The 21591-nt window shown below is 38.3% G+C and carries 21 protein-coding genes; 11 read left to right on the forward strand and 10 right to left on the reverse strand.

Annotated elements, in window-relative coordinates; genetic code table 11:
- Positions 1–17 precede the first annotated feature (17 nt).
- Entirely contained in the window at positions 18–1259 is a 1242-nt protein-coding gene (locus QZ562_RS01285) for an HDOD domain-containing protein (protein WP_293755897.1), read from the reverse strand.
- A 159-nt stretch (positions 1260–1418) separates the two neighbouring features.
- Positions 1419–2639 (reverse strand): EAL domain-containing protein, encoded by a 1221-nt coding sequence (locus QZ562_RS01290; RefSeq protein WP_293755900.1) that lies wholly within the window; start codon positions 2637–2639, stop codon positions 1419–1421.
- 291 nt (positions 2640–2930) lie between these two features.
- Here QZ562_RS01290 and rpoH point away from each other — a divergent pair, with 291 nt between their 5' ends.
- A complete protein-coding gene (gene rpoH, locus QZ562_RS01295) occupies positions 2931–3785 on the forward strand; it encodes an RNA polymerase sigma factor RpoH (RefSeq protein WP_293755903.1) in 855 nt (284 codons plus the stop codon).
- A gap of 68 nt (positions 3786–3853) precedes the next feature.
- On the opposite strand, the gene QZ562_RS01300 is transcribed toward rpoH, so the two are convergent.
- The 3 genes from QZ562_RS01300 to pip all read right to left on the reverse strand — a co-directional run bounded on the left by QZ562_RS01300 (position 3854) and on the right by pip (position 6267).
- Complete coding sequence (locus QZ562_RS01300; protein WP_293755906.1) at positions 3854–4765, reverse strand: bifunctional GNAT family N-acetyltransferase/hotdog fold thioesterase; 912 nt, start codon at positions 4763–4765, stop codon at positions 3854–3856.
- A gap of 99 nt (positions 4766–4864) precedes the next feature.
- Positions 4865–5302 carry a D-aminoacyl-tRNA deacylase gene (gene dtd / locus QZ562_RS01305; protein ID WP_293755909.1) on the reverse strand — a complete coding sequence of 146 codons (438 nt, stop codon included), beginning with the start codon at positions 5300–5302 and terminating at the stop codon, positions 4865–4867.
- A complete protein-coding gene (gene pip, locus QZ562_RS01310; protein WP_293755912.1) occupies positions 5299–6267 on the reverse strand; it encodes a prolyl aminopeptidase in 969 nt (322 codons plus the stop codon). Before pip ends, dtd begins: the two co-directional genes overlap by 4 nt.
- Before the next feature lie 90 nt (positions 6268–6357).
- On the opposite strand from pip, the gene QZ562_RS01315 reads away from it, so the two are divergent.
- A complete protein-coding gene (locus tag QZ562_RS01315) occupies positions 6358–6585 on the forward strand; it encodes a hypothetical protein (protein WP_293755915.1) in 228 nt (75 codons plus the stop codon).
- 2 nt (positions 6586–6587) lie between these two features.
- A complete protein-coding gene (locus tag QZ562_RS01320) occupies positions 6588–7226 on the forward strand; it encodes a DUF2959 domain-containing protein (RefSeq protein WP_293755918.1) in 639 nt (212 codons plus the stop codon).
- Between the two features lie 28 nt (positions 7227–7254).
- On the opposite strand, the gene QZ562_RS01325 is transcribed toward QZ562_RS01320, so the two are convergent.
- On the reverse strand, positions 7255–8154 hold the full coding sequence (locus QZ562_RS01325; protein ID WP_293755921.1) for a virulence factor BrkB family protein: 900 nt from the start codon (positions 8152–8154) through the stop codon (positions 7255–7257).
- A gap of 35 nt (positions 8155–8189) precedes the next feature.
- Complete coding sequence (metF, locus tag QZ562_RS01330; RefSeq protein ID WP_293755923.1) at positions 8190–9074, reverse strand: methylenetetrahydrofolate reductase; 885 nt, start codon at positions 9072–9074, stop codon at positions 8190–8192.
- 142 nt (positions 9075–9216) lie between these two features.
- Here metF and metJ point away from each other — a divergent pair, with 142 nt between their 5' ends.
- A complete protein-coding gene (metJ, locus tag QZ562_RS01335; RefSeq protein WP_293755925.1) occupies positions 9217–9546 on the forward strand; it encodes a met regulon transcriptional regulator MetJ in 330 nt (109 codons plus the stop codon).
- A 73-nt stretch (positions 9547–9619) separates the two neighbouring features.
- On the opposite strand, the gene QZ562_RS01340 is transcribed toward metJ, so the two are convergent.
- The 3 genes from QZ562_RS01340 to QZ562_RS01350 form a co-directional block, all read right to left on the reverse strand.
- The gene (locus tag QZ562_RS01340) at positions 9620–10297 is read right to left on the reverse strand and encodes a glutathione S-transferase (protein WP_293755928.1); all 678 of its coding nucleotides are present in this window, start codon (positions 10295–10297) and stop codon (positions 9620–9622) included.
- A gap of 91 nt (positions 10298–10388) precedes the next feature.
- Positions 10389–10970 (reverse strand): HD domain-containing protein, encoded by a 582-nt coding sequence (locus tag QZ562_RS01345; protein ID WP_293755930.1) that lies wholly within the window; start codon positions 10968–10970, stop codon positions 10389–10391.
- 62 nt (positions 10971–11032) lie between these two features.
- Positions 11033–11359 (reverse strand): cytochrome c, encoded by a 327-nt coding sequence (locus tag QZ562_RS01350; protein ID WP_293755932.1) that lies wholly within the window; start codon positions 11357–11359, stop codon positions 11033–11035.
- Between the two features lie 311 nt (positions 11360–11670).
- Between QZ562_RS01350 and QZ562_RS21195 the strand changes: the two genes are divergently transcribed.
- From QZ562_RS21195 to QZ562_RS01380, 7 genes are all read left to right on the forward strand, one after another.
- Positions 11671–11751 (forward strand): hypothetical protein, encoded by an 81-nt coding sequence (locus tag QZ562_RS21195; protein WP_363315310.1) that lies wholly within the window; start codon positions 11671–11673, stop codon positions 11749–11751.
- Between the two features lie 770 nt (positions 11752–12521).
- The gene (locus tag QZ562_RS01355) at positions 12522–15302 is read left to right on the forward strand and encodes an EAL domain-containing protein (RefSeq protein WP_293755935.1); all 2781 of its coding nucleotides are present in this window, start codon (positions 12522–12524) and stop codon (positions 15300–15302) included.
- A 155-nt stretch (positions 15303–15457) separates the two neighbouring features.
- Entirely contained in the window at positions 15458–16075 is a 618-nt protein-coding gene (gene ribA / locus QZ562_RS01360; RefSeq protein ID WP_293755938.1) for a GTP cyclohydrolase II, read from the forward strand.
- Between the two features lie 119 nt (positions 16076–16194).
- Positions 16195–17598 carry a DUF3300 domain-containing protein gene (locus tag QZ562_RS01365; RefSeq protein WP_293755941.1) on the forward strand — a complete coding sequence of 468 codons (1404 nt, stop codon included), beginning with the start codon at positions 16195–16197 and terminating at the stop codon, positions 17596–17598.
- A 349-nt stretch (positions 17599–17947) separates the two neighbouring features.
- Positions 17948–18955, forward strand: coding sequence for an aspartate carbamoyltransferase (locus tag QZ562_RS01370; RefSeq protein ID WP_293755944.1), 1008 nt, complete (start codon positions 17948–17950; stop codon positions 18953–18955).
- 75 nt (positions 18956–19030) lie between these two features.
- Positions 19031–20326 (forward strand): glutamate-1-semialdehyde 2,1-aminomutase, encoded by a 1296-nt coding sequence (gene hemL / locus QZ562_RS01375; protein ID WP_293755947.1) that lies wholly within the window; start codon positions 19031–19033, stop codon positions 20324–20326.
- Between the two features lie 44 nt (positions 20327–20370).
- Complete coding sequence (locus QZ562_RS01380; RefSeq protein WP_293755950.1) at positions 20371–21486, forward strand: adenylate/guanylate cyclase domain-containing protein; 1116 nt, start codon at positions 20371–20373, stop codon at positions 21484–21486.
- The last annotated feature ends 105 nt before the right edge of the window (positions 21487–21591 follow it).

A 21591-nucleotide genomic window follows, 5' to 3' on the forward strand; every position in this document is an offset into this window, starting at 1 on the left:
GTTGTCCTATTGAAATGCTAGGCTTTAGATTCTGGAAAGTGAGGAGATATTGACCGGCGAACACCATTTCCCCAAAGAATAGCTTTATTAAATAAGCTATGTAGAAGCTTTTGATCAATTTCAAGAATTTTTGAAATTCTGATTACTTTTAGCCAATTACCACTTTCAAATGCTTTAACTAAGGACAAATACATAGATAAATCGTTTTGGCCACCACATAGAGCTTCCTTAACCTCGTCAGCTATAGGCAATTTCTCAACCAAGAATTCCATTTTTTGATCAAGTAAGGCATCCAGCATTGAAAACAAACCTACTAAAAATGCGACAGGAGGGTTAGTACCGATGGAGTTTTCAGAACCTAATAAATCACAAAATTTTGCTCGAACTAACGATAGGTGAAGTAACTCTAAAGGTTTATTGTCAGATAAATTAGCCAAGGCGAGTAAAGCGATAAACTTCTTAATCTCTACCTCACCCATATAATTAAGAGCATGTCGTAATGAAGTTATTTTGTAACGCTTATTTATAGTGGGGTTATTAATAAATCGCAACAGCATGTAAGACAAACCAACATCATGCTCAACAACACTATTAATACTCTCTATATCGAATGACTCACTAGAACTTGCACCCATTAATTCTACTAAAGTAAGTTTGGATGTAAGTAAATTTTTATTAGATACTGATTCCGGCTTAGCAAAGAAATATCCTTGAAAATAATCAAAGCCCACATCTTTATAAATACTAAAACTGTCTTGCGTGTCGACTTGATCTGCAATCAATTGCACATTTGCATCCATAATACGGTTGACGTTTGTCGCTAAAAATTCCAAATTTTCATGATTAGTATTAAATTTAAGCATATCAATAAAAGGCAAAAAATCGTTCCAATTTGGTTTCAGGTTGCATTCTTCTAAAGCGACTTTATAACCCATTTTTTTTACATGTTTGCACATATCCAAAAGGCTACTGGCGTCGCTTCTTCCAGCGACTAATTCTACCACCACATTCTCTGGATCAAGAGAAGCAGGCAAACCGCTCATTAGTGTTTCAGATTGGAAATTGATAAAAGATTTTTTACTGCAAGAGATATCATCTAAATGAAGTGTTTGATAATTTTTAGCGATAAGTTTACTCGTTTGCTCATCTCTTTCTTCACTAGGATAACAATTATTTTTACCATCTCTAAAAAAAAGCTCGTAGGCAAAAACTTGCTTATCCCTATCTAATATTGGTTGGCGGGCTATAAATGCAAACATGTCTATCCTGTTTGTGTATATTTATTATGGCGGTTTTTCGGGTCGATAATATCAGACCACGCGCATCAATTAACATGTTTTAAATGCCACTTTCAAGCCATCATAGCATTAAAAAAAAGGGCTTGAATACACCTCTGTTTATTTGGGTTAACCTTGAAATTAGTCCCTCACCGATTGTCTCATTGCGACACCCCATTTTAACGATTCATTATAAAAAGCTTGAGTCATTTTCAAGTCGAGTGATAATTCACTTGAAATGGTAGCAATGCCTTTCCAATAGCCACTTTCAAATGCTCTAATTAAAGCTAAAAATTGTCTTAGTTCGTTTTCACGACCACACAGGGCCGCCTTTATATTTTCGCCAATAGGCAATTTTTCAACGATATCCTCCATAGGTTGATCAAGTAATGCGTCTAAAAGCGAAAATAGTCCTACTAAAAAACCCGTAGGGGGGTTCTTATTCATTGATTTTGCCTGTCCGATTAAGTCACAAAATTTAGCTCTGACCAATGATAAGTGAATGAGCTCGACTGGTTTATTGTCACCTAAATTTGCCAGTGCTAGTAGTGCAATAAATTTTTTAACTTCTATCTGACCCATGTAATTCAATGCATGACGCAAGTCACTAATTTCATTATATTTATTGACAAGGGGATTATTAATAAATCGCAACAACTTGTATGACAAAGACACATCACGCTGAATAATATTGCTAATTTTATCAAGCTCAAAATCTTCTGAAGTGCTCGCAGCTATTAGTTCAATCAATGATAACTTAGAAGTAGGCAGTTTTTTTTGTTTTATAACTTCTGGTTTAGCAAAAAAGTATCCCTGAAAATAGTCGAATCCCATGTCTCGATATTTTTCAAATTCTTGCAAAGTCTCAATTTTTTCAGCAATTAATTTAATGTTAGAACCCAGGTACTTACCAATATTATCGATAAGTACTTGTTCATCACACTCAACAATGTCTACTTTAATAATATCGGTATAAGGTAAGAGTACATCCCACATTGGGTCAAAATCATGATCATCTAAGGCTATTTTATAACCTAACTCTTTAATGTTTGCACAAGCTTGAACTAGTTCAGCGGTAGGTTTAACTGTCTCTACCACTTCAATTACTACTTTTTTTGGGTCAAGCGAAGTTGGAAAACGGTGCAAAAGTGTGTCTTGATGAAAATTGATAAAAACGGGTTTGCCCGCGGAAATGTCTTCTAAACCAAGATCTAAGTGACTATCCGTTAAAATTTTTGATGTTGCTTCGTCTGGAGGAATATTTGGGAAACAATTATTTTCGCCGTCTCTAAATAATAACTCGTAGGCGTACAATTCCTTGTTTTTATTCAATATTGCTTGTCGCGCTATATATGTAAACATCGATTATTCATCTTTCCAAAATTACTGTTTAATGGTAAACATTGATCTGATACATACCATAACACCGTAATTATAATATTCCTAAAAGGTACTCTCTTAGCACATGTATTCTTGTTTTGAAGGTTAAAATATATATTTATGAGCTGATAAGTGAATTTTTTGAATTTTTTTAGAAGTTAACGGTCTATTTAGTCAATAACAGATAACTCCAGAATTAATGGAACGAAATTAGGTCGCAGAGTAGTAGTTTTTTTGCTAGAATCGCGAGCTAAAATGTAATACGAGGTAACTATGAGTACAGATTTACGCGCATTGACATTGACCGTCCCGCAGACGGGAAGTATCGAGACTTACATACAAGCTGTAAGTAGCATTAAGATGCTCTCAGCACAGGACGAGCGTGGCCTAGCTGAGCGCTTACAACAGGATGGCGACTTACAAGCCGCTAGGAAGCTTATTATGTCTCACTTACGCTTTGTGGTGCATATTGCGAAATCATATTCTGGGTATGGTTTACCTCAGGCTGATTTAATTCAGGAAGGTAACATTGGCTTAATGAAGGCGGTTAAACGCTTCGACCCAACGGTTGGTGTTCGCTTAGTTTCATTTGCTGTGCACTGGATAAAAGCCGAAATACATGAATTTGTATTAAAGAACTGGCGGATCGTTAAAGTTGCTACCACCAAAGCTCAACGTAAGTTGTTTTTTAACCTTCGCAAAAACAAGAAACGTCTTGGTTGGTTCACTCATGCAGAGGTACAAAAAGTTGCTGAGGACTTAGGTGTAAGCCCAAAAGAAGTATTACAAATGGAAGCTCGTATGAGCAGTCATGACCAAGCCTTTGATTTGTCTGCTGATGACGACGAAAGTGGCAGCTTTGCACCAGTCCAATTTCTTGAAGATAAAACAACAGATGTAGAGTCTGACGTTATCAATGCTGATACAAATTCAAGTGCGTCAGGAAAACTGCATGCTGCGCTTAGAACACTTGACGACCGCAGCCAATATATTATCCAAACTCGCTGGTTATCTGATGACAAGACCACATTGCAAGACTTAGCGGACAAATATCGAGTATCTGCAGAACGTGTGCGCCAGATTGAAAAGAACGCGATGAAAAAACTTCAAAACGCGATGGTAACTTAACCGAGATTCACCTACTTTGCATCCAAAAAAAAGCGTGAGTTACACGCTTCTTTTATGCTGAAACTCACTTATTTTTCGTTTTTGATATTGGGTATCACCCAAAATACTCCAGAAAATTCAGCCACTGGGTTATCACCATCTAGAATAGCGACATTCAGCTTAATATTACATTTTTTATCTTTAGCCAGAAGGTCAAAATTACCATTCAATGACTCAATATTGCACAAGGCTCTAGGCTGCATGGTGATGGGTTTGTGGTAATGAATATTGCCGTCCCCCAGCACAATTTCACCATCTAGCCCTTTTTCTTTTAATTGTAAAAAAATCATTCCCCAACCGGTCAAAGTTGCCAGAGAAAAAATGCTGCCCGCAAACATAGTGCCATGTAAATTTATATTTTTGTTCAAAGACGCCCGAGTCTCTAGTGTTCGCCCAGTATATTGATGTAACTTTATCCCCATCTGTTTACTAATAGGAATAGTTTCATGCCAAGTACTTTCTAATAACTTACACCACTTGGGATGCAACAAAATACTACTGGGATCAGTTAGTTTTTTTACCATTTGCTGGCGTTGCTGTTCTCCTAGTTCTTTGGGTGCTCCACTTTGATCTATAAATCCCAAGCTGGTAAATAGTGCAATAGACGCCTGAGTACTATTGGTCACAATACGGATAGCCCCCTCTGCTCTGGCTACTGCTTCTAATGAGGCGACTAACATTTTCGCCAAGCCTTTGCCTTGGGAAGCCTTTTCAACAGCAACATGCCGTACTTGAGCTTCTTCTGCAGAATTCATATGGACTCTTCCAACCGCGACCACTTCGCCATTGAGGTTACGGATCATACGATGTTGACTGACTTGCTCGTATTCATCTTTTTCGGAACCTAATGGATACTTCCAAGGTTCACGTAACATTTTCCAACGACACATAAAATAGTCGTCAAAGTCTTGTTCACTAATAGGTATATCAATTTTATACATCTAACACAGGGATCCTATATTTCTCACACATCGAAAACTGAGCGATCTAAACGCAAAACCGTACTGGTTATTAAAACGTATAAAACAAATTGCAGCAAACTATACTTTAAGTTGAAAAGTGACAGGCCCATCATTCACCAGCGAGACTTGCATATCGGCACCAAATTCACCACTTTGGCAACACAAACCTTCGAGAACACAACATTTGATAAAATAATCATAAAGTTCTTGTCCTAATTGAGGGGAAGCAGCAGAAGAAAAGCTGGGACGGTTACCGCTTTGTGTATTTGCCACTAAAGTAAATTGTGAAACAACTAACAATTCACCTTTTACTTGTTGTAAATTAAGATTCATCTTGCCATCGTGATCAGAGAAGATTCGATAGTTCATTACTTTTTGACTTAACTTTTTCGTCTTAAGTTTGTCATCGTCTTTTTCAACCCCCAGCAAAACTAATATACCGTGTTTAATTTCGCCAACATTTTTGCCAGCAACCTCTACCTTTGCATATCTTACTCGTTGAATTAAGCCAATCACGGTTGGTCGTCTAAGAATTTAGCCATCGCTTGGCTAGCCGAACATAACGCTTGAGTAATTAACTTTTCTCCTGCGCTGTGACCTGACTTAGGAACTATAGTCAACCGGCTGTTTAGCCAATTTTGGTTTAAAGAATACGCCGCTTCAATTTTACACACACAATCGTAACGACCATGTATAATACTGACAGGTAAATGCTGAATTTTTTTTATGTTTTGTAAAATATAGTTTTCAGGAATAAAACAATGATGCTTGATGTAATGGCACTCTAAAATAGCTAAACTAACTGCTCGTTGTATATCTGAAACTAATTGGTTTTCATCAAGCATACTGTGCAGGCGACTTATCCGGGTTTCCCATAAACACCACGCTTTAATCGCTGCCATTTTTCGTACTTTATTATTGCTAGTGAATATCTGATAATATGCATCAATTATTGACACATCCAAAGGCCTACCTTCAATTGGCTTTAAGAAGTCCTGATAATATTCTGGGAAAAGCTGTGCAGCACCACCTGAAGACTCTAGGTACCAAGTGTAGTCCTGCTCTCGTGCTAGAAAGATCCCACGTAAGATGAGTCCTGTAACACTTTTAGGCTGACGAATAGCAACTAATAAAGCCAACGTTGACCCCCAAGAACCACCAAATAATACCCATTTTTCAATATTAAGATGTTGCTGAATCAACAGCACATCGTCAACCAAAGTATGACTATTATTATTTTCAAGCTCCCCAAAAGGAGTGGATTTACCGCATCCTCTTTGGTCAAAACCAATTATCCAATATTTATCGGGATCAAAAAAGCGGCGATAATCTTTCCCAATTCCAGCCCCTGGACCACCGTGCAAGTAAAGTACGGGGATGCCTCTAGGGTTACCGGTTTGTTCGATATATAATGAACATCCATTGGTTACCACTAACATTTCTGATGAAAATGCTTGAATGTCGGGAAAAAGTTGAGTCATACGAATTTACATATCCCATTTGTTAATTGTTCTGTAATGCTTTAATTTAATACTTAAGCACATGAAAAGTTATTTTAACGGAGAGACAATATGTCAGGACAAGGTTCAGGTGGCAACGTATTAGCCGCCATATGTAGTTTTTTTATTCCTGGATTGGGGCAACTCGTTCAAGGCAGAATTTTAGCAGCTATCATTTTCTTCATTTTGGTCAGCGTTAATTATTCACTTGCAGCCACTGGGATTTTGTTTTTTATGGCCGTCTTTGGTTTTATTTTCCATCTATGGGCAATCATTGATGCCGCTCGATATAGAAGGTAAACATGAAAAAACTAATCTTAGTAACATTAGTTGTTTTATTATCAGGATGTCAAAGCGCTTATTACGCTGCATGGGAAAAAGTAGGCGTTGAAAAACGCGATATTTTAATCGACAGAGTAGAAGATGCTAAAGAATCCCAAGAAGATGCTCAGCTGCAATTTAGCTCGGCATTGGATGAATTTAGTCAGTTAATCAATTTTAATGGTGGTGAATTACAAGGTATTTATGAGCAGCTTAAAGATCAATTTGAAGCCAGTGAAGACTCTGCAGCCTCGGTAACAGCTCGAATTGATAAGGTCGAAAGTGTTGCAGAGGCACTATTCGATGAATGGCAGCAAGAACTGCAAAAATACACCAATGCAACACTCAAACGAGATAGCCAACGTAAACTAAAAGACACCCAACGCCGATACCAATCATTGCTTAATGCAATGCGCAAAGCAGAAAGCAAAATGGACCCCGTATTATCGGCTTTAAGTGATAATGTGTTGTATTTAAAACACAACCTTAACGCCAGTGCTATAGGTGCATTGCATGGCGAGTTTAACGGAGTTAAGAAAGAGATAAATCGGTTGGTATCAGAAATGAACAAAGCCATTGCTGAATCAAATAGTTTTATTTCCAGTATGAAAAGCCAGTAATTTATTTAACTAGAATGCGGCATAAAGTTTATGATGACGGACTAAGTTCGTCGTCATTTTCTGTAAAAATGTCTTCTGCCTCGTCGTGTAAGAACATTTCTAATACATGCGTCACTTCTGCTCCAATCAACACCACTACCCATGACAAATATATCCAAACAAATAAAATAGGTATCACCGCTAACGCACCGTAAATCAGCTGATATGACGGGAAACTAGTGACGTATAAAGCAAATGCTTTTTTACTGGTTTCAAATAAAAGCGCCGCCACTAATGCCCCAAATGCGGCATGTTTTGGGTCTATTTTTTTATTGGGTACTAACATATAAATCAGAAAGAACGCGCTAATAGAAGTGATAAAAGGCAATGTTTTGAGCAACACAGTTGTTAGCCCAGGCGTAAATTCTTCTGCGTAATTAGCCAAACCAATTAAGTAAGAACTCATAATGACACTCGAACCCATCAAAAGTGGTCCCAACGTCAACACCATCCAATAAATAGCAAAGGTAAAAATAAGTGGTCGTTCATTTTGAGACTGCCAAATACTGTTTAAAGTTTTATCAATATTCGATATCAACATTAAAGCAACAATGACCAAAGACAATATTCCCACCGCCCCCATTCCTGAAGCATTACTAACGAACTCGGTCATGTAAGTTTGTACTTGATTACCAGCGGTAGGCACAAAACTATTAAAAATCAGCGTCTCTAAATCGCCTCTCGCTTCTGCAAAAGCTGGAAACGCTGATAAAATAGTAAAAAACACCATGATAAAAGGGACCAAGGACAACAAAGATACGAAGGCCAAATGCCCCGCTGATACCGTTATTTTGTCTTGTTTACAATGAGAAACGAACAACAATAAAAATCCTTTTATTGTTACCAGGCATTGTTGAAAACTTGGTATCTGAAATGATGGCAGCAGCATTGTTTTTTTATGACCTAATTATCGACCTATTAGCCCTAGTCTGCTCTAAGACCCAACATATGGCAAATAGCATAACTCAGTTCGCTACGATTAAGAGTGTAAAAATGGAACTTCCTGACTCCCTCTTTAGCCAACACTTTCACCATGTTCATGGCAATGTTAGCCCCCATCAAATTACGCGTGGTTTGATCGTCTTCATCTACACCATCGTACATTTTATGCAACCACTGTGGCACATGTACGTTAGTAAAACCTGCGAAACGCTGCAAGGTTTGGTAATTGGTCACAGGCAATATTCCAGGCACAATATCTAAGTCAATACCAGTTGCCGCGGCGCGATCCCTAAAACGTAAAAAGACTTCTGCATCAAAGAAAAACTGACTTATTGCTTCGGAAGCACCGGCGTCGGCTTTACGCTTCAAATTGAGTAAGTCAAATTGACTATTGGGCGCTTCTGGGTGTTTTTCAGGATAGGCTGCGACTGCAATTTCAAAATCTGCCACTTCTTTTAGCAACGCCACCAAGTCAGAAGCATAAGATTGGGGTTTTTCAACACCCTGTGGTAGGTCACCACGTAAAGCTACAATTTTTCTGATCCCACTTTGCCAATAATCCTTGGCAATTTCGATGAGTTCTTCACGTGTCGCATCCACACAGGTCAGGTGAGGTACTGCCTGAATACCCGTTTCAGTCTGAATACGTTTCACCACATCATGAGTTCTGTCACGTTCTCCACTATTTGCGCCATAGGTCACAGACATATACGAGGGTTTAAGCGGCGCCAAGCGCTCTACAGATTTCCACAACGTTTGTTCCATCAATTCTGTTTTAGGTGGAAAAAATTCAAACGATACATCAATTCCTTTTAATTCTGATAATGATTGATTTAACGCGTCTATCCCCTGTGCATATGACAGCATAGGATTCTCCAAAATATTTAGCCGTTTAGACGTCTAAAATAAGCTTTGAACGTAAAGCCGTCAAGATGTTTAGCAGTCTATCATTGACCTTTTGCTAGTAATGGTTAGAATTTCAGTGCATAAGAAAGATTAAAGATAAAAAATGGCTAATTTAACAAAATGGAACGGTGAATACATTCACCCATACGCAGAGCACGGTAAAAAAAGTGAGATGGTGAAAAAAGTCACTGTGTCTATTCCGCTTAAAGTTTTAAAAGTACTTACTGACGAGCGAACTCGTCGACAGGTAAACAATTTACGGCATGCCACTAATTCTGAATTATTGTGTGAAGCATTTTTACATGCTTTTACTGGGCAGCCTTTGCCCGATGACGAAGATCTAGGAAAAGACAATACCCAAATCATTCCCAAGGAAGCCATGAAACTCATGCAAGAGATGGAGTTATCTAAAAAACTTCCAGACAAAGAGTAAAGGTTGGAACGTGTTCGGCTCACCGGTAGAAATCATTCACTTGCCTAGTGATTTTACTAGTTAGTCGACCACACTAAACATAATCATATTTTCCGCCTTTTTCTAAAGCGGCTTGATAAGCAGGTCTTGCATGTACTTTATCAACAAAATTAGTGATATTTGGGAAATTTTTTCCGTTGCCTCGAGCCACTGCAGCTTCAAGTGGGAAACTCATTTGTATATCTGCACCTGATAATTCTTCACCTGCAAACCAAGCATTATGGGCTAAATGGCTTTCAATATAGTCCATGTTCTTGGCGATAATCGGCCCATAATAAGCAGCCATTAATTTATCAACAATTTTGTTAGCAATCGCCTTAACAAAAAATGGTTTGGCATTGGTCCGTACTCTATCCAGCACCAATTTAGCCACTAAAGGAGGCATTAACGTGCCTTCAGAAAAATGTAGCCAGTATGTATATTGCCTATGAACCTCGCAACCACGCTGCGGATCTACGAGTTGACCCACACTTGTTTTGTGGTATGTACCGACTAAATATTCGATTATGGCACCGGATTCGGCTACAGTGATTTCGCCATCCGTAAGGATTGGGGATTTACCTAAAGGGTGCATTAATGTCAACGTGTTAGGCGCTAGATTAGTTACACTATCTCTTTGATAATGCTTGACTTCGTATTCAAGGTTAAGCTCTTCTAACAACCATAAAATACGTTGTGAACGAGAATTATTTAAGTGATGAAGTATTATCATATGGGTTCCTTAGTAAGTGATTTTTAGAGGTTTTATACGCACCGACATTGACTTAGACCACTGTAGTTTGTATATCTGTGTGTATCGTAGGTTAACGCCTCAAACCCAATCGCTCGCCTGCCTCTATGACCTGCTCTTTCACCCATTGCCATAATTGTGGGTTAGCTTTTTCAATCACAGAATTTTTGAGCAATATTTGACTCACAGATACGTCATTATCAACCCAACTTTGACAGCCATTATGTAAGTTTTGTATCACCGGCATTAATCTGTCTATTGCCTTAGCAAATTGCGACTCAGGTGTTTGTGCCATTTCAAATTCAATCCATAGCTTGAGATACGCTTGTGCTTGTTCGCTGGGTAAAATAGCAAAGATTCTTTGCGCCGATATCAACTCATTATCATAGTCATCATGATTAGCGTCATAAGCGAACTTATCACCTGTATCGATTTCTACTATGTCGTGCAACAACAACATAGTGACAACAGTTAATGGATCAGGGTTTTGCCCTGAGTAGGGCAGTAGTGTCAAAGCCAACAAAGCAATTTGCCAGCTATGTTCAGCGCTATTTTCATAACGTGACAAACCAACAGGCTTAATCTTACGTTGAATATTTTTTAATTTTTCGATTTCGACAATAAATTTAGTAATGGCTTGAAAATTTTCAGTCATTTATTACTCGTTGAAGTAGAGGTAGTGACAATGATTAGAAAAACTACGTTATACAAGATCACTTATTTTCCAGCCGGATCTAAACTCGCATAATATGCAGATAAATTAATAATATCAGTATCACTTAAACCCGAAGCCATGGCAGACATAACCATATTTTTGCGCTCTCCATCACGAAATGCTTTTATCTGCAAAACCAAATACTGCTCTTTTTGCCCAGCTAAGTTAGGATACATAGGGATCATAGAAATCCCATTATTGCCATGGCATGCTGCACAAGTGACAGATTTAGCTTTACCCATATTAATATCTGCTGCAAATACTGGTTGAGAAACAAGCCCGGTTGTAGCAAAAACGATGCTTAATAAGTTGATATGATTTTTTTTCATGGTCGACTCCTTCTGTTAGACCCAAAGGTGTGAGTAAATAATAAGTGTTATAAAAAAGCATTTTGTATGGAGTTATCCCACACTTTTGCTGAAGAACTTACTTCACTGGGTAGTGAAGTCAAGCCAATTAAATTGATAAATTCACACTTAGCGGTTTTTTCCATAATCTTGCAATGGAATTAAAACTTCCATCTGAATGGAAGTATTAGCACACTTATTCAAAGCCTTGTATCCTGAACATGGTCAATCAAATCGCTGTTCTGTTGTGAAAAAGTATGACGTAATTTATAGATAACATCTTTATTCACATTATCACTTTCGATTATGGACCTTATGCATTTTCGGATGATTTCGAACCAACTTTCAGTAATCGCTGTGACCCTAAAGATTGATATTCTTTTGATAGTCAACCGTGGATAGGTTTGTGGCATATGAACGCATGACATCAGACTTTCACTTCGCACCTAAAACAGATGAAATAAAGCAAGCTTTAAACATTTACGAGTCAACTCTATTAAATGAGTATTCGACACTCGTGCGAAATAAATTAGGCCTTCTGTTCATGCCATCTTACGAGCAAAATTATTCACATATTATTAATACTTGGATGTATAATTTAGTCGTTGAGAAGACACCTCAATAGCGTTTAGACAACTGATCCAATTTGATCTGTTTAGCAATAATCAAAGCTTGCGTGACCTGTTTATCCATAGAGAAAGGTTTGATGAATAGGTCAAACACTGCATATCGGTTTTAAGTGAGCAAGGTGTGAGCCAAAGACTATGACAAACGCAGATACGTCATCACAACCCATATGTCGTGTTGAGAAATCATTTGGCTCAGAAAGTTGTAGACCAAGCAGAAGAGGGCAATTTTGAGACGTTTCAGTCGTTAATAGACGCACTAAAAAACCATACAAAGAAATCTATGAGTACCAAAAATCACTACTCATCTCCACAATTTGGTAAAAAATTTAGAAACATCCTTAGTAGTTAGCTTGATTATCCTTTATCTAACTAGATATTTTTATAAAAGTAGTGGCATTAACAGTCAATATACGCCAACGTATACATTGATTTAAATCTTCAAGGCAATCATGAAATCACTCTACTTAATTGTTTTAATGCTCTGTTTTACAAGTGTTTTTTGGCACTCAAACAACATGGCATCAGAGCAGGTGGTGATATCAGAACACAGCTCTCATATAGACTTGTTGGGCAAAATTGATTGGCTGGTGACTGAAAAAAGTATGCAATTGTCAGACATTCAACATTTACAAGATTGGCAGCCCAGTTATATACCTAATCAAGTGAGTCAAGATAAAAGCCTATGGGGTAAATTTAGTATTGTGTTTGATGACCCTGATGAAGAACAGTACTTTTTAACTGTTGGCAATCCTCATTTGGATTATGTTGATGTTTTTTTATTAGATGAAAAAAATCGTATTCTAGGTTCCTTCCTAATGGGTGGTAGTCGAGACCATACGACACGACCTTTTAAACACAGATTATTCATTACACCAATAAGTTCCGCTCAACAGGTCATTACGGTTTATTTGAGAGTAAACGACGATGGTCCGTTAGTTTTTTCTGTAGACTTAGACACTCAATCATCACTCGTCGAAAGAGAGCAACTACTTTTAGCCATCATTGGCTTTATTAGTGGTGGGCTTGCTTTGCTGGCCTGTTACTTTTTGATTACTTACATTTTTATGCGCAGTCCAGTCCGTTTTTGGTTTGCCCTTTCTAGCGCTGCATTTTTATTGTTGTTTTTAAACGCTAAGGGATTACTCGGTCAAATAACGGGGATTACTGCCTACATCTCTAATCTCAGTTGTGCATTATCTGGTCTGTTGTTATTAACGTCAGCAAAAGTCACTTTTGCAATTATAGAAAGAGTCCCAACAATTTGGCGCTACGCTTTGTATAGCTTCGGGTTTATTACTCTAGGCATGGCTTTTTCCACTGAAAGCGGGCAACAAATTACATTTTCAGTATTGATGTCTGCTCTGTCTGGAGCACTTATTGGATTATTGGGTTTTTTCTATCATAAACCTGATAAAAAAATTGCTAACTTAGTTTGCTTATTGGGACTAACATGCATCGCCTTGAGTGGCTTTGGTCAAGTGATATTGTTTTTATCTGGCATTGCTTTAACACAAACTATATCTCTAATGTTTGCTATGGTAATCATGTTGGGCATTATGCTGATTGCCCTAGCAATTGAAGCCCATGAACGTGTTTTGACATACCGTCACAACGTTCAACAACAATTAACCATCAAAGATTTACGACACTTTTACGACTTATTCAGGAATTCAGCGGAGGGCTTGTATACTTCTGATCTTGATGGCCAATTAATAAGCGTTAATCCTGCAATGTGTTCTCTATTTGGTTACGCCGATGAAACTGAGATGTTGCGGGAGGTAGATAACGCTGACCAGTTTTATGCTAACCCTCATGATCGTGCGATTTTGCTTGGAGAAATACATAAAGGTGGCAAGGTTATTGGGAAGGAGATAAAAGGTATACGCAAAGATGGCAGTGAATTTTGGTTCTCCATCTCCGGGCAAATAAAACAAGAAGATGAAAAGCAATATTTGTTTGGTTCCATATCAGATGTAACTGAGCGAAAGCAGTCAAATATTAGCCTCGAATATCTGGCAACACATGATTCACTCACAGGAGTCTATAATAGACGCGAATTTGAACGTCGACTTCAAAGTAGCTTACTTAATGCGCAAAATAAAAATAGTGACCTAACATTACTGTACATGGACTTAGACCAATTCAAGGTAGTAAACGATACGTGTGGTCACAAGGCAGGCGATTTGTTGATCAAACAACTGTCACAAAAACTTAATGCCGTAGTCATGGACAAGGGCACATTAGCAAGACTTGGCGGTGACGAGTTTGGTGTGTTACTTGAAGGTGATAATGCACAAATGGCCTACTTACTGGCCAACAAAATACTTAATACGGTACAAGAATTTCGCTTTGTTTGGGAAAATAGAATTTTTACATTAGGTATTAGTATTGGTCAAGTGCCTTGGCATTCTGAGATTAATACTCCGGAGCAATTATTAAGTATGGCTGATTCAGCTTGTTATTTAGCTAAAGAACGGGGTCGTAATCAAGTACATACATATTCGACTGAAGATGAGCATATGCGGCGATATGAGTCTGAAATGTCTTGGGTGTCACATATTAATCACGCCATTCAAAACAACAGCTTTGAACTATACTATCAACATTATCAAGCGTTAACGCAACGTGCTGAAGGACATAATTATGAGTTGTTACTTAGAATGCGAGATCAACAAGGCAACATTATTCTTCCTGGTGTTTTTTTACCTGCTGCCGAGCGATATAATCTCACATCTAAAATAGATCGTTGGGTAGTAGAAAATTACTTCAGTTGGTTGTCACATAACATGCAACACAAAGATAAATTGACAAGAGTAAGTATTAATCTGAATGGTTACTCCTTAGCGGATAAAGAACTTAAACTGTTTGTGTTGAATGCCTTTGAAAAGTATAAAATTCCTTACAAAAAAGTATGTTTTGAAATTACCGAAAGCATGGCTATTCTTAAAATGGATGAAACTTTAGAATTTATTAACACCTTCCATAAATTGGGTTGTTTGTTTGCCTTAGATGATTTTGGTAGTGGATTTTCGTCTTATAACTATCTGAAGAACTTACCTGTGGATCTGGTCAAGATAGATGGTAGTTTTGTAAAAGACATACTGGTTGACCCCGTAAATATGGCGATGGTGAATTCGATCAATGATGTGGCTAAAGCAATGGGAATGAAAACAGTTGCCGAGTTTGTTGAATCAACTGAAATAATGGTCGAACTGGGTAAAATGGGTGTTGATTTTGCTCAGGGGTATGGCATTGCGAAGCCTCATGCACTGACTGATTTTACTCAGCATAGATAATCATAAGCCATTGTAAAAGACTTAATCATGACCATATAGTGAACTCTTTACGACAAACACATGTAATTAAATGTGATTTTTGAGTAATCAAATTAATCAATAAATGGGTAAATTGCCCGCAATTTTTTCTTTTAATTAAGTACTTTTTACAAAATATGAAGCCTAAAACAGAACAATATCAATATGTTAGTTCAGCCAAGTTACCTACACATTGGGGTAAATTCCATATTCATGGTTTTATTGATAATGAATTAGCGCAAGAACACATTGCCCTATCCTACGGTGAATGGGATGTAAAAGATGTGGTACCTATTCGTATCCATTCTGAGTGTTTGACTGGTGATGCATTATTTAGTACCCGCTGTGACTGTGGTGCTCAACTAGAAAAAGCGTTAGAGAACATTGTTCAGCAGGGTAAAGGGGTGTTGTTGTATCTGCGACAAGAAGGAAGAGGCATAGGCTTGCTCAATAAAATCCGTGCTTATCAATTGCAAGATGAAGGCATGGATACAGTCGAAGCAAATGAACACTTGGGTTTTGATGCTGATATAAGAGATTACGGCATATGTAAGTTGATGTTAGATAAATTGAATATCAAAAACGTTAATCTAATGACTAATAACCCCAAAAAGAGTTTGGCTTTATCTAATATGGGTATCAATGTGGCACAACGCACCCCAATTGACCATGGGATAACGGATGACAATAGAACTTATATTCGCACTAAGACAGAAAAGTTAGGCCATCAGTTCAATAAACATTTACTTAAATAGTTTTTTTAATGGACGTTCAGCCATGGTTAAGGCTGACAAATGTATAACCTATCTTACAGTCTTAGTGTTAACTCCATTTCATTACCGAGATGGAGTTTCGATTACAGAAGGAAAGGGTTGTGCGAAACCAAACCAAATATCTATTTATTTATTTATGTGTTTTATGTTTGTTTATCTCAAGCGCTGTGCAGTTTGCACAAGCAAAGCAAGAATCAAGCTTAAAGTCGTCTGACACTTCGATGCTAGACCAAGCTCAGCTCGACCAGATGTTAGCGCCAATTGCTCTTTATCCTGATACGTTACTCTCACATATTTTAGTGGCTTCAACCTATCCTTTAGAGGTGATACAGGCCGCTAGGTGGCGCTCAGCAAATGAAGATTTAAATGAACAACAAGCCCTCAATGCGGTGGAAGACAAAGACTGGGACCCCAGCGTTCAAGCCTTAGTCCCATTTAACGACCTATTACAAAAACTCAGTGAGGATTTGGATTGGCTACAATCACTAGGTAGCGCATTCCTGATAAATGAACAACAAATATTAGCAAGTGTTCAGAACCTGCGTCACAAAGCATACGAGCAGGGTAACTTGACTGGTAACGACTACGTCAATGTAGAGCAAGAACAAGACCAAATTGTCATAGAAACCGTGCGCAAAGAGGTGGTCTATGTGCCTTACTATGACACACGAATTGTTTATGGTAATTGGTGGTGGCAAAATCATCAGCCATATTATTGGCATAGACCAAGCCACAGCACTTTTAATGCTGGTTTGTATTGGAGCACAGGGTTTAATATTCGCCCCAGTTTTTATTTTGGTGGTTTCCATTGGCATAATCGCCATGTTGTCGCTAACTATCATTACCGAAGTCATGCGGACAGGTATTGGTCGAATAGTCATAACAATCGTCAAGTTGTTCGAGTTAAAGAATATCCTCGTTGGAACCATAACCAACAACATAGACGTGGTGCACAACATCGAGTTAATGGGCAGCGTATTGTGCGTAACATCGATGGTGCCAGTAAAACTAAAGGTTACCAACAGATTGATAAGCAGAGAGTTTTAAACATTGATAACTATACGACTAAACATGTCAAAAACAGGGCTGTGCGGGTAAAAAAAGCGTTGAATGAACAGCAACAAATAGCCCTCAATACAAAAACACTAAATACAAATAAATCAGTGAGTAATAAACAACGGATTGTTAATCAAGGTAAAAATCAACAAACACAGCATCACAAAAATAATTATCGTTCCAATCAAACAACAAAATTAAACAACACAAAAAACAGCAATATGCAGTCACAAAAATATGCATCCCTAAGAGCAAAAGCTAACACAGAAGAACGTCATTCAGTAACAACGCATAATAAAACAAACGTTTACAAACCTAGTAGTAATAAAAAAACTAACAATTATCGTGTTAGCACAAATAAACAAAACAAATCTAGGCCCATAAAAGCTTCGCGCCCAAATAAAAGTCAAAAAAGTCACAGGAATCAAAGCAGAATCCAACAAAGATGATTCACAGTTTTAAACGGTAATCGACCCATAATATTGTATTAATGTTATGGGTCGATTATATACAATTAACGATTTCAGTAACGTAGAACCAACTTCAATATTACAAGCATGAATGATATGTATAACGCTTCAGCAGTTGAGGATTTGTATGTGTTAAATCTAAACTGACTCCAAAGCCTCCCTTCAACCTTTAAACTTTAAACTTTATTAAGCTCATTATTTTAAAGCCATTTGATCCCTTACAGGCTATTAAATGACTTTAATAGCTAATTAATGACATTGACATTAGAGAGTACTGAATAATTTTGATAAAATGTTCATTTATAATGTTGTATAAGATGGGCAGCAGATGAATTTTAAAGGTAATAATATCCTGTCGGTCAATCAGTTTGACCGCGATGCGATAGAACGAGTATTTAATGTAGCTCATCAAATGTTGCCCTATGCAAAACGGCAAAAACGCACAACCGTGTTAGACGGGGCTATTTTAGGCAACTTATTCTTCGAGCCTAGTACCCGAACAAGAGTCAGTTTTGGCACTGCATTTAACTTGTTAGGCGGTGAGGTACGCGAAACGACAGGGTTAAGTAACTCAGCCTTAGCCAAGGGTGAGTCTTTATATGATACTGCTCGAGTTTTAAGTGGTTACTCCGACATTATAGCGATGCGTCACCCTGATTCTGGCTCTGTTGCTGAATTTGCAGAAGGTAGTCGAATACCTGTTATCAACGGTGGCGATGGTGCAAATGAACACCCCACTCAAGCGTTATTAGATTTGTACACTATCCAAAAAGAGTTACTTGACCATGGCAGCAGTATAGATGGTATGCACATCGCTATGATTGGCGATTTAAAATACGGTAGAACGGTGCACTCGTTATCTAAGTTATTATGTTTATTTAAAAATATCTGTTTTACATTGATATCCCCAAAAGAATTAGCAATGCCCGCCTCTATTGTTGATGCAATTGAAAACGCAGGCCATCAATGCAATATTACACATCAATTTGAAGGTAGTGTAGATGCAGACATTTGCTATCAAACACGCATTCAGGAAGAACGTTTTCCTTCGCAGGAAGAAGCCAATCAATACCGAGGAAAATTTCGTTTAAATCAACAAATTTATACCAAACATTTTCAGTCAAAGACAGTTATCATGCACCCCTTACCTCGCGACTCCCGTGCAGAAGCTAACGAACTGGACAATGATTTAAACCTTAATCCTAACCTCGCTATATTCCGTCAAACTGATAACGGTGTATTAGTGCGAATGGCTTTATTTGCCCTTACTCTTGGAGTAGAAAATATTGTTACTCAGTTTGATCGAGAAGTGCTCTGGCACGTAAATAACCAGTGAACAAACGGTTATCAAGCTACCAGTAAGTTATCAGTAGGTTATCAGTAAAACATTTAACTAATAAAAGAAGTCACTATGCAAAAATCAGAAACTCTTTTCGCACGCGCCAAACTCCATATTCCCGGCGGTGTTAACTCCCCAGTTAGAGCTTTTAAGGCAGTGGGCGGCACACCACCTTTTATCAGCAAAGCAGATGGCCCGTACATTTATGATGTGGACGGCAAACGTTATATCGATTATGTACAATCTTGGGGACCGATGGTGTTAGGCCATAATCACCCTGTTATCCGTCAGGCCGTCATTGATGCGGCCGCCAATGGTTTAAGTTTTGGCGCACCGACAGAAGCAGAAGTACTTATGGCTGAAAAAGTCTCTGAACTAGTACCGTCGATGGAAGTATTGCGGATGGTAAACTCAGGTACAGAAGCAACCATGAGCGCCATACGTTTAGCGCGTGGTTTCACCGGTCGCGATAAAATCTTAAAGTTTGAAGGTTGTTACCACGGCCATGCCGATGCGTTACTCGTTAAAGCAGGCTCGGGGGCATTAACCTTTGGGGTACCTAGTTCACCGGGTATTCCGGCTGATTATGCTAAACATACCCTCACAGCAGATTATAACGACCTTATTTCTGTGGCTAATGCGTTCAAGCAATACCCAGAAGATATTGCTTGTATCATTGTAGAACCCGTCGCTGGTAATATGAATTGTATTCCCCCGGTAGATGGTTTTTTACAGGGCCTGAGAGAGATCTGTAACAAATACGGCGCTTTACTTATTTTTGACGAAGTAATGACAGGCTTCAGAGTATCAAGAGGCGGCGCTCAAGAAAAATACAAGATAAAGCCTGATCTCACATGTTTAGGCAAGGTGATCGGTGGTGGGATGCCGGTAGGTGCATTTGGTGGCAAAACCGAAATTATGAGGCATATTTCTCCAGACGGGCCGGTGTATCAAGCAGGTACCTTGTCAGGTAACCCCGTAGCTATGGCCGCTGGTTTAGCGTCTTTAGGCGAAATCGAAAAAGATGGTTTATACGAGCAACTATCACGGTCCACCAAAAATTTAGCTGAAGGTATTAAAAAAGTTGCGAACAAACACGGTATCCCAATGTCTGTTAACTACACTGGCAGCATGTTTGGGATATTTTTTACAGATGTAGAACGTGTTACTAACTACCAACAAGCCACTAATTGCAACCTCGAGCAATTTAATCTCTTTTATCATGGTATGTTAGAGAACGGTGTTTACTTTGCACCAGCCTCATACGAAGGCGGTTTTGTATCTGCAGCACATACTGACGAAATTGTGCAACAAACTTTAGACATAGCCGATAAAGTACTGGCTAATGTTGCTGCTAGTTGTAGTTAAACAACGATGACACTCGTTGGTGATAGGGAGATAATCTACACCTAATGCTTGAGCAAGTAATACAACCATTACCGTTGTTTTTATTATTAATCATTGCACTGTACTCAATAGTGCTAGTGGTGCTTCTTAAAAAAACAGCGCGCTTGACTGTTATTACTTCAACAATTGTCGAAAACGCCCAACGAGATTCAAAACAAAGCGCTCAACAAAAAGACCAACAATCGCAAACCGAAGAAACGCTCAGGCAATATAAAGATAAATCCGAAGAGGCAATGCTTCTAAGTCAAACTTTTCGTAAGTTTGTACCTAAACAGTTTGTAGACCACTTTGCCAAACATGGCTCCGACTCATTAGAGCTGGGCCGTGCAGACGAAGACGAATTAGCTATTTTATTTTCAGACATTCGCGGTTTCACCGGTTTATCTGAACAAATGAAGCCACAAGAGTTAATGAATTTTTTAAATTCCTACTTCTTACGTATGAACGAACCTATTCATAAAAACAAAGGTTTTATTGACAAATTTATTGGCGATGCTGTAATGGCGTTATTCGACAGACCAACAGGTACCAATACCGATAAAGCCCAAGACGCCATTCGTGCTGCACTCGACTTGCGTTATGCAATCAACCTGTATAACCAACATCGCGCCAACTCTAACTATCCACCCATAAACATTGGCATTGGCATTCACTTTGGGCCAGTGATTATTGGCACTGTTGGTTCTGACGATCGCATGGACACTACCGTTCTGGGCGATAGTGTCAATATCGCCTTTCGGCTCGAGGCCTTAGCCCCAAAATACAATACGGACATTGTCATTAGTGCACAAACTCTATATCAAGCAGAAGCCAAAGGCGTATTTGAATATCGCTTGTTAGATTGGGTCAGAGTTAAAGGCAGAAAAACCCCAATAGAAGTATATGAAATAATCGATCATCAAGACGTTAACATAAAAAAATTGAAATTAGCTAACGCCAAACTGATTGAACTGGGTCTGAATTATCGAAAAGTTCAAAAATGGGAACTGGCAATCACTCATTTCAAACAAGCCCTAGAAATCAATCCTAATGACACCCTGGCTATTCATCACTTAGAGCAGTGTGCTAAATTGCAAAATACGCAGCTTGCCGAAGATTGGGATGGGTCGATATTATTGTAAGCCGTGCAGTACAGTCATCTACTATCACAATAATCTACAAAGCATTTTTTTGCAGTCAACAAGCATCTAATATTTCACAGTTTAGAGTAAACCTAACCACATCTT

The sequence above is a fragment of the uncultured Paraglaciecola sp. genome (assembly GCF_913058035.1).
In the GTDB taxonomy this organism is placed as follows: domain Bacteria; phylum Pseudomonadota; class Gammaproteobacteria; order Enterobacterales; family Alteromonadaceae; genus Paraglaciecola.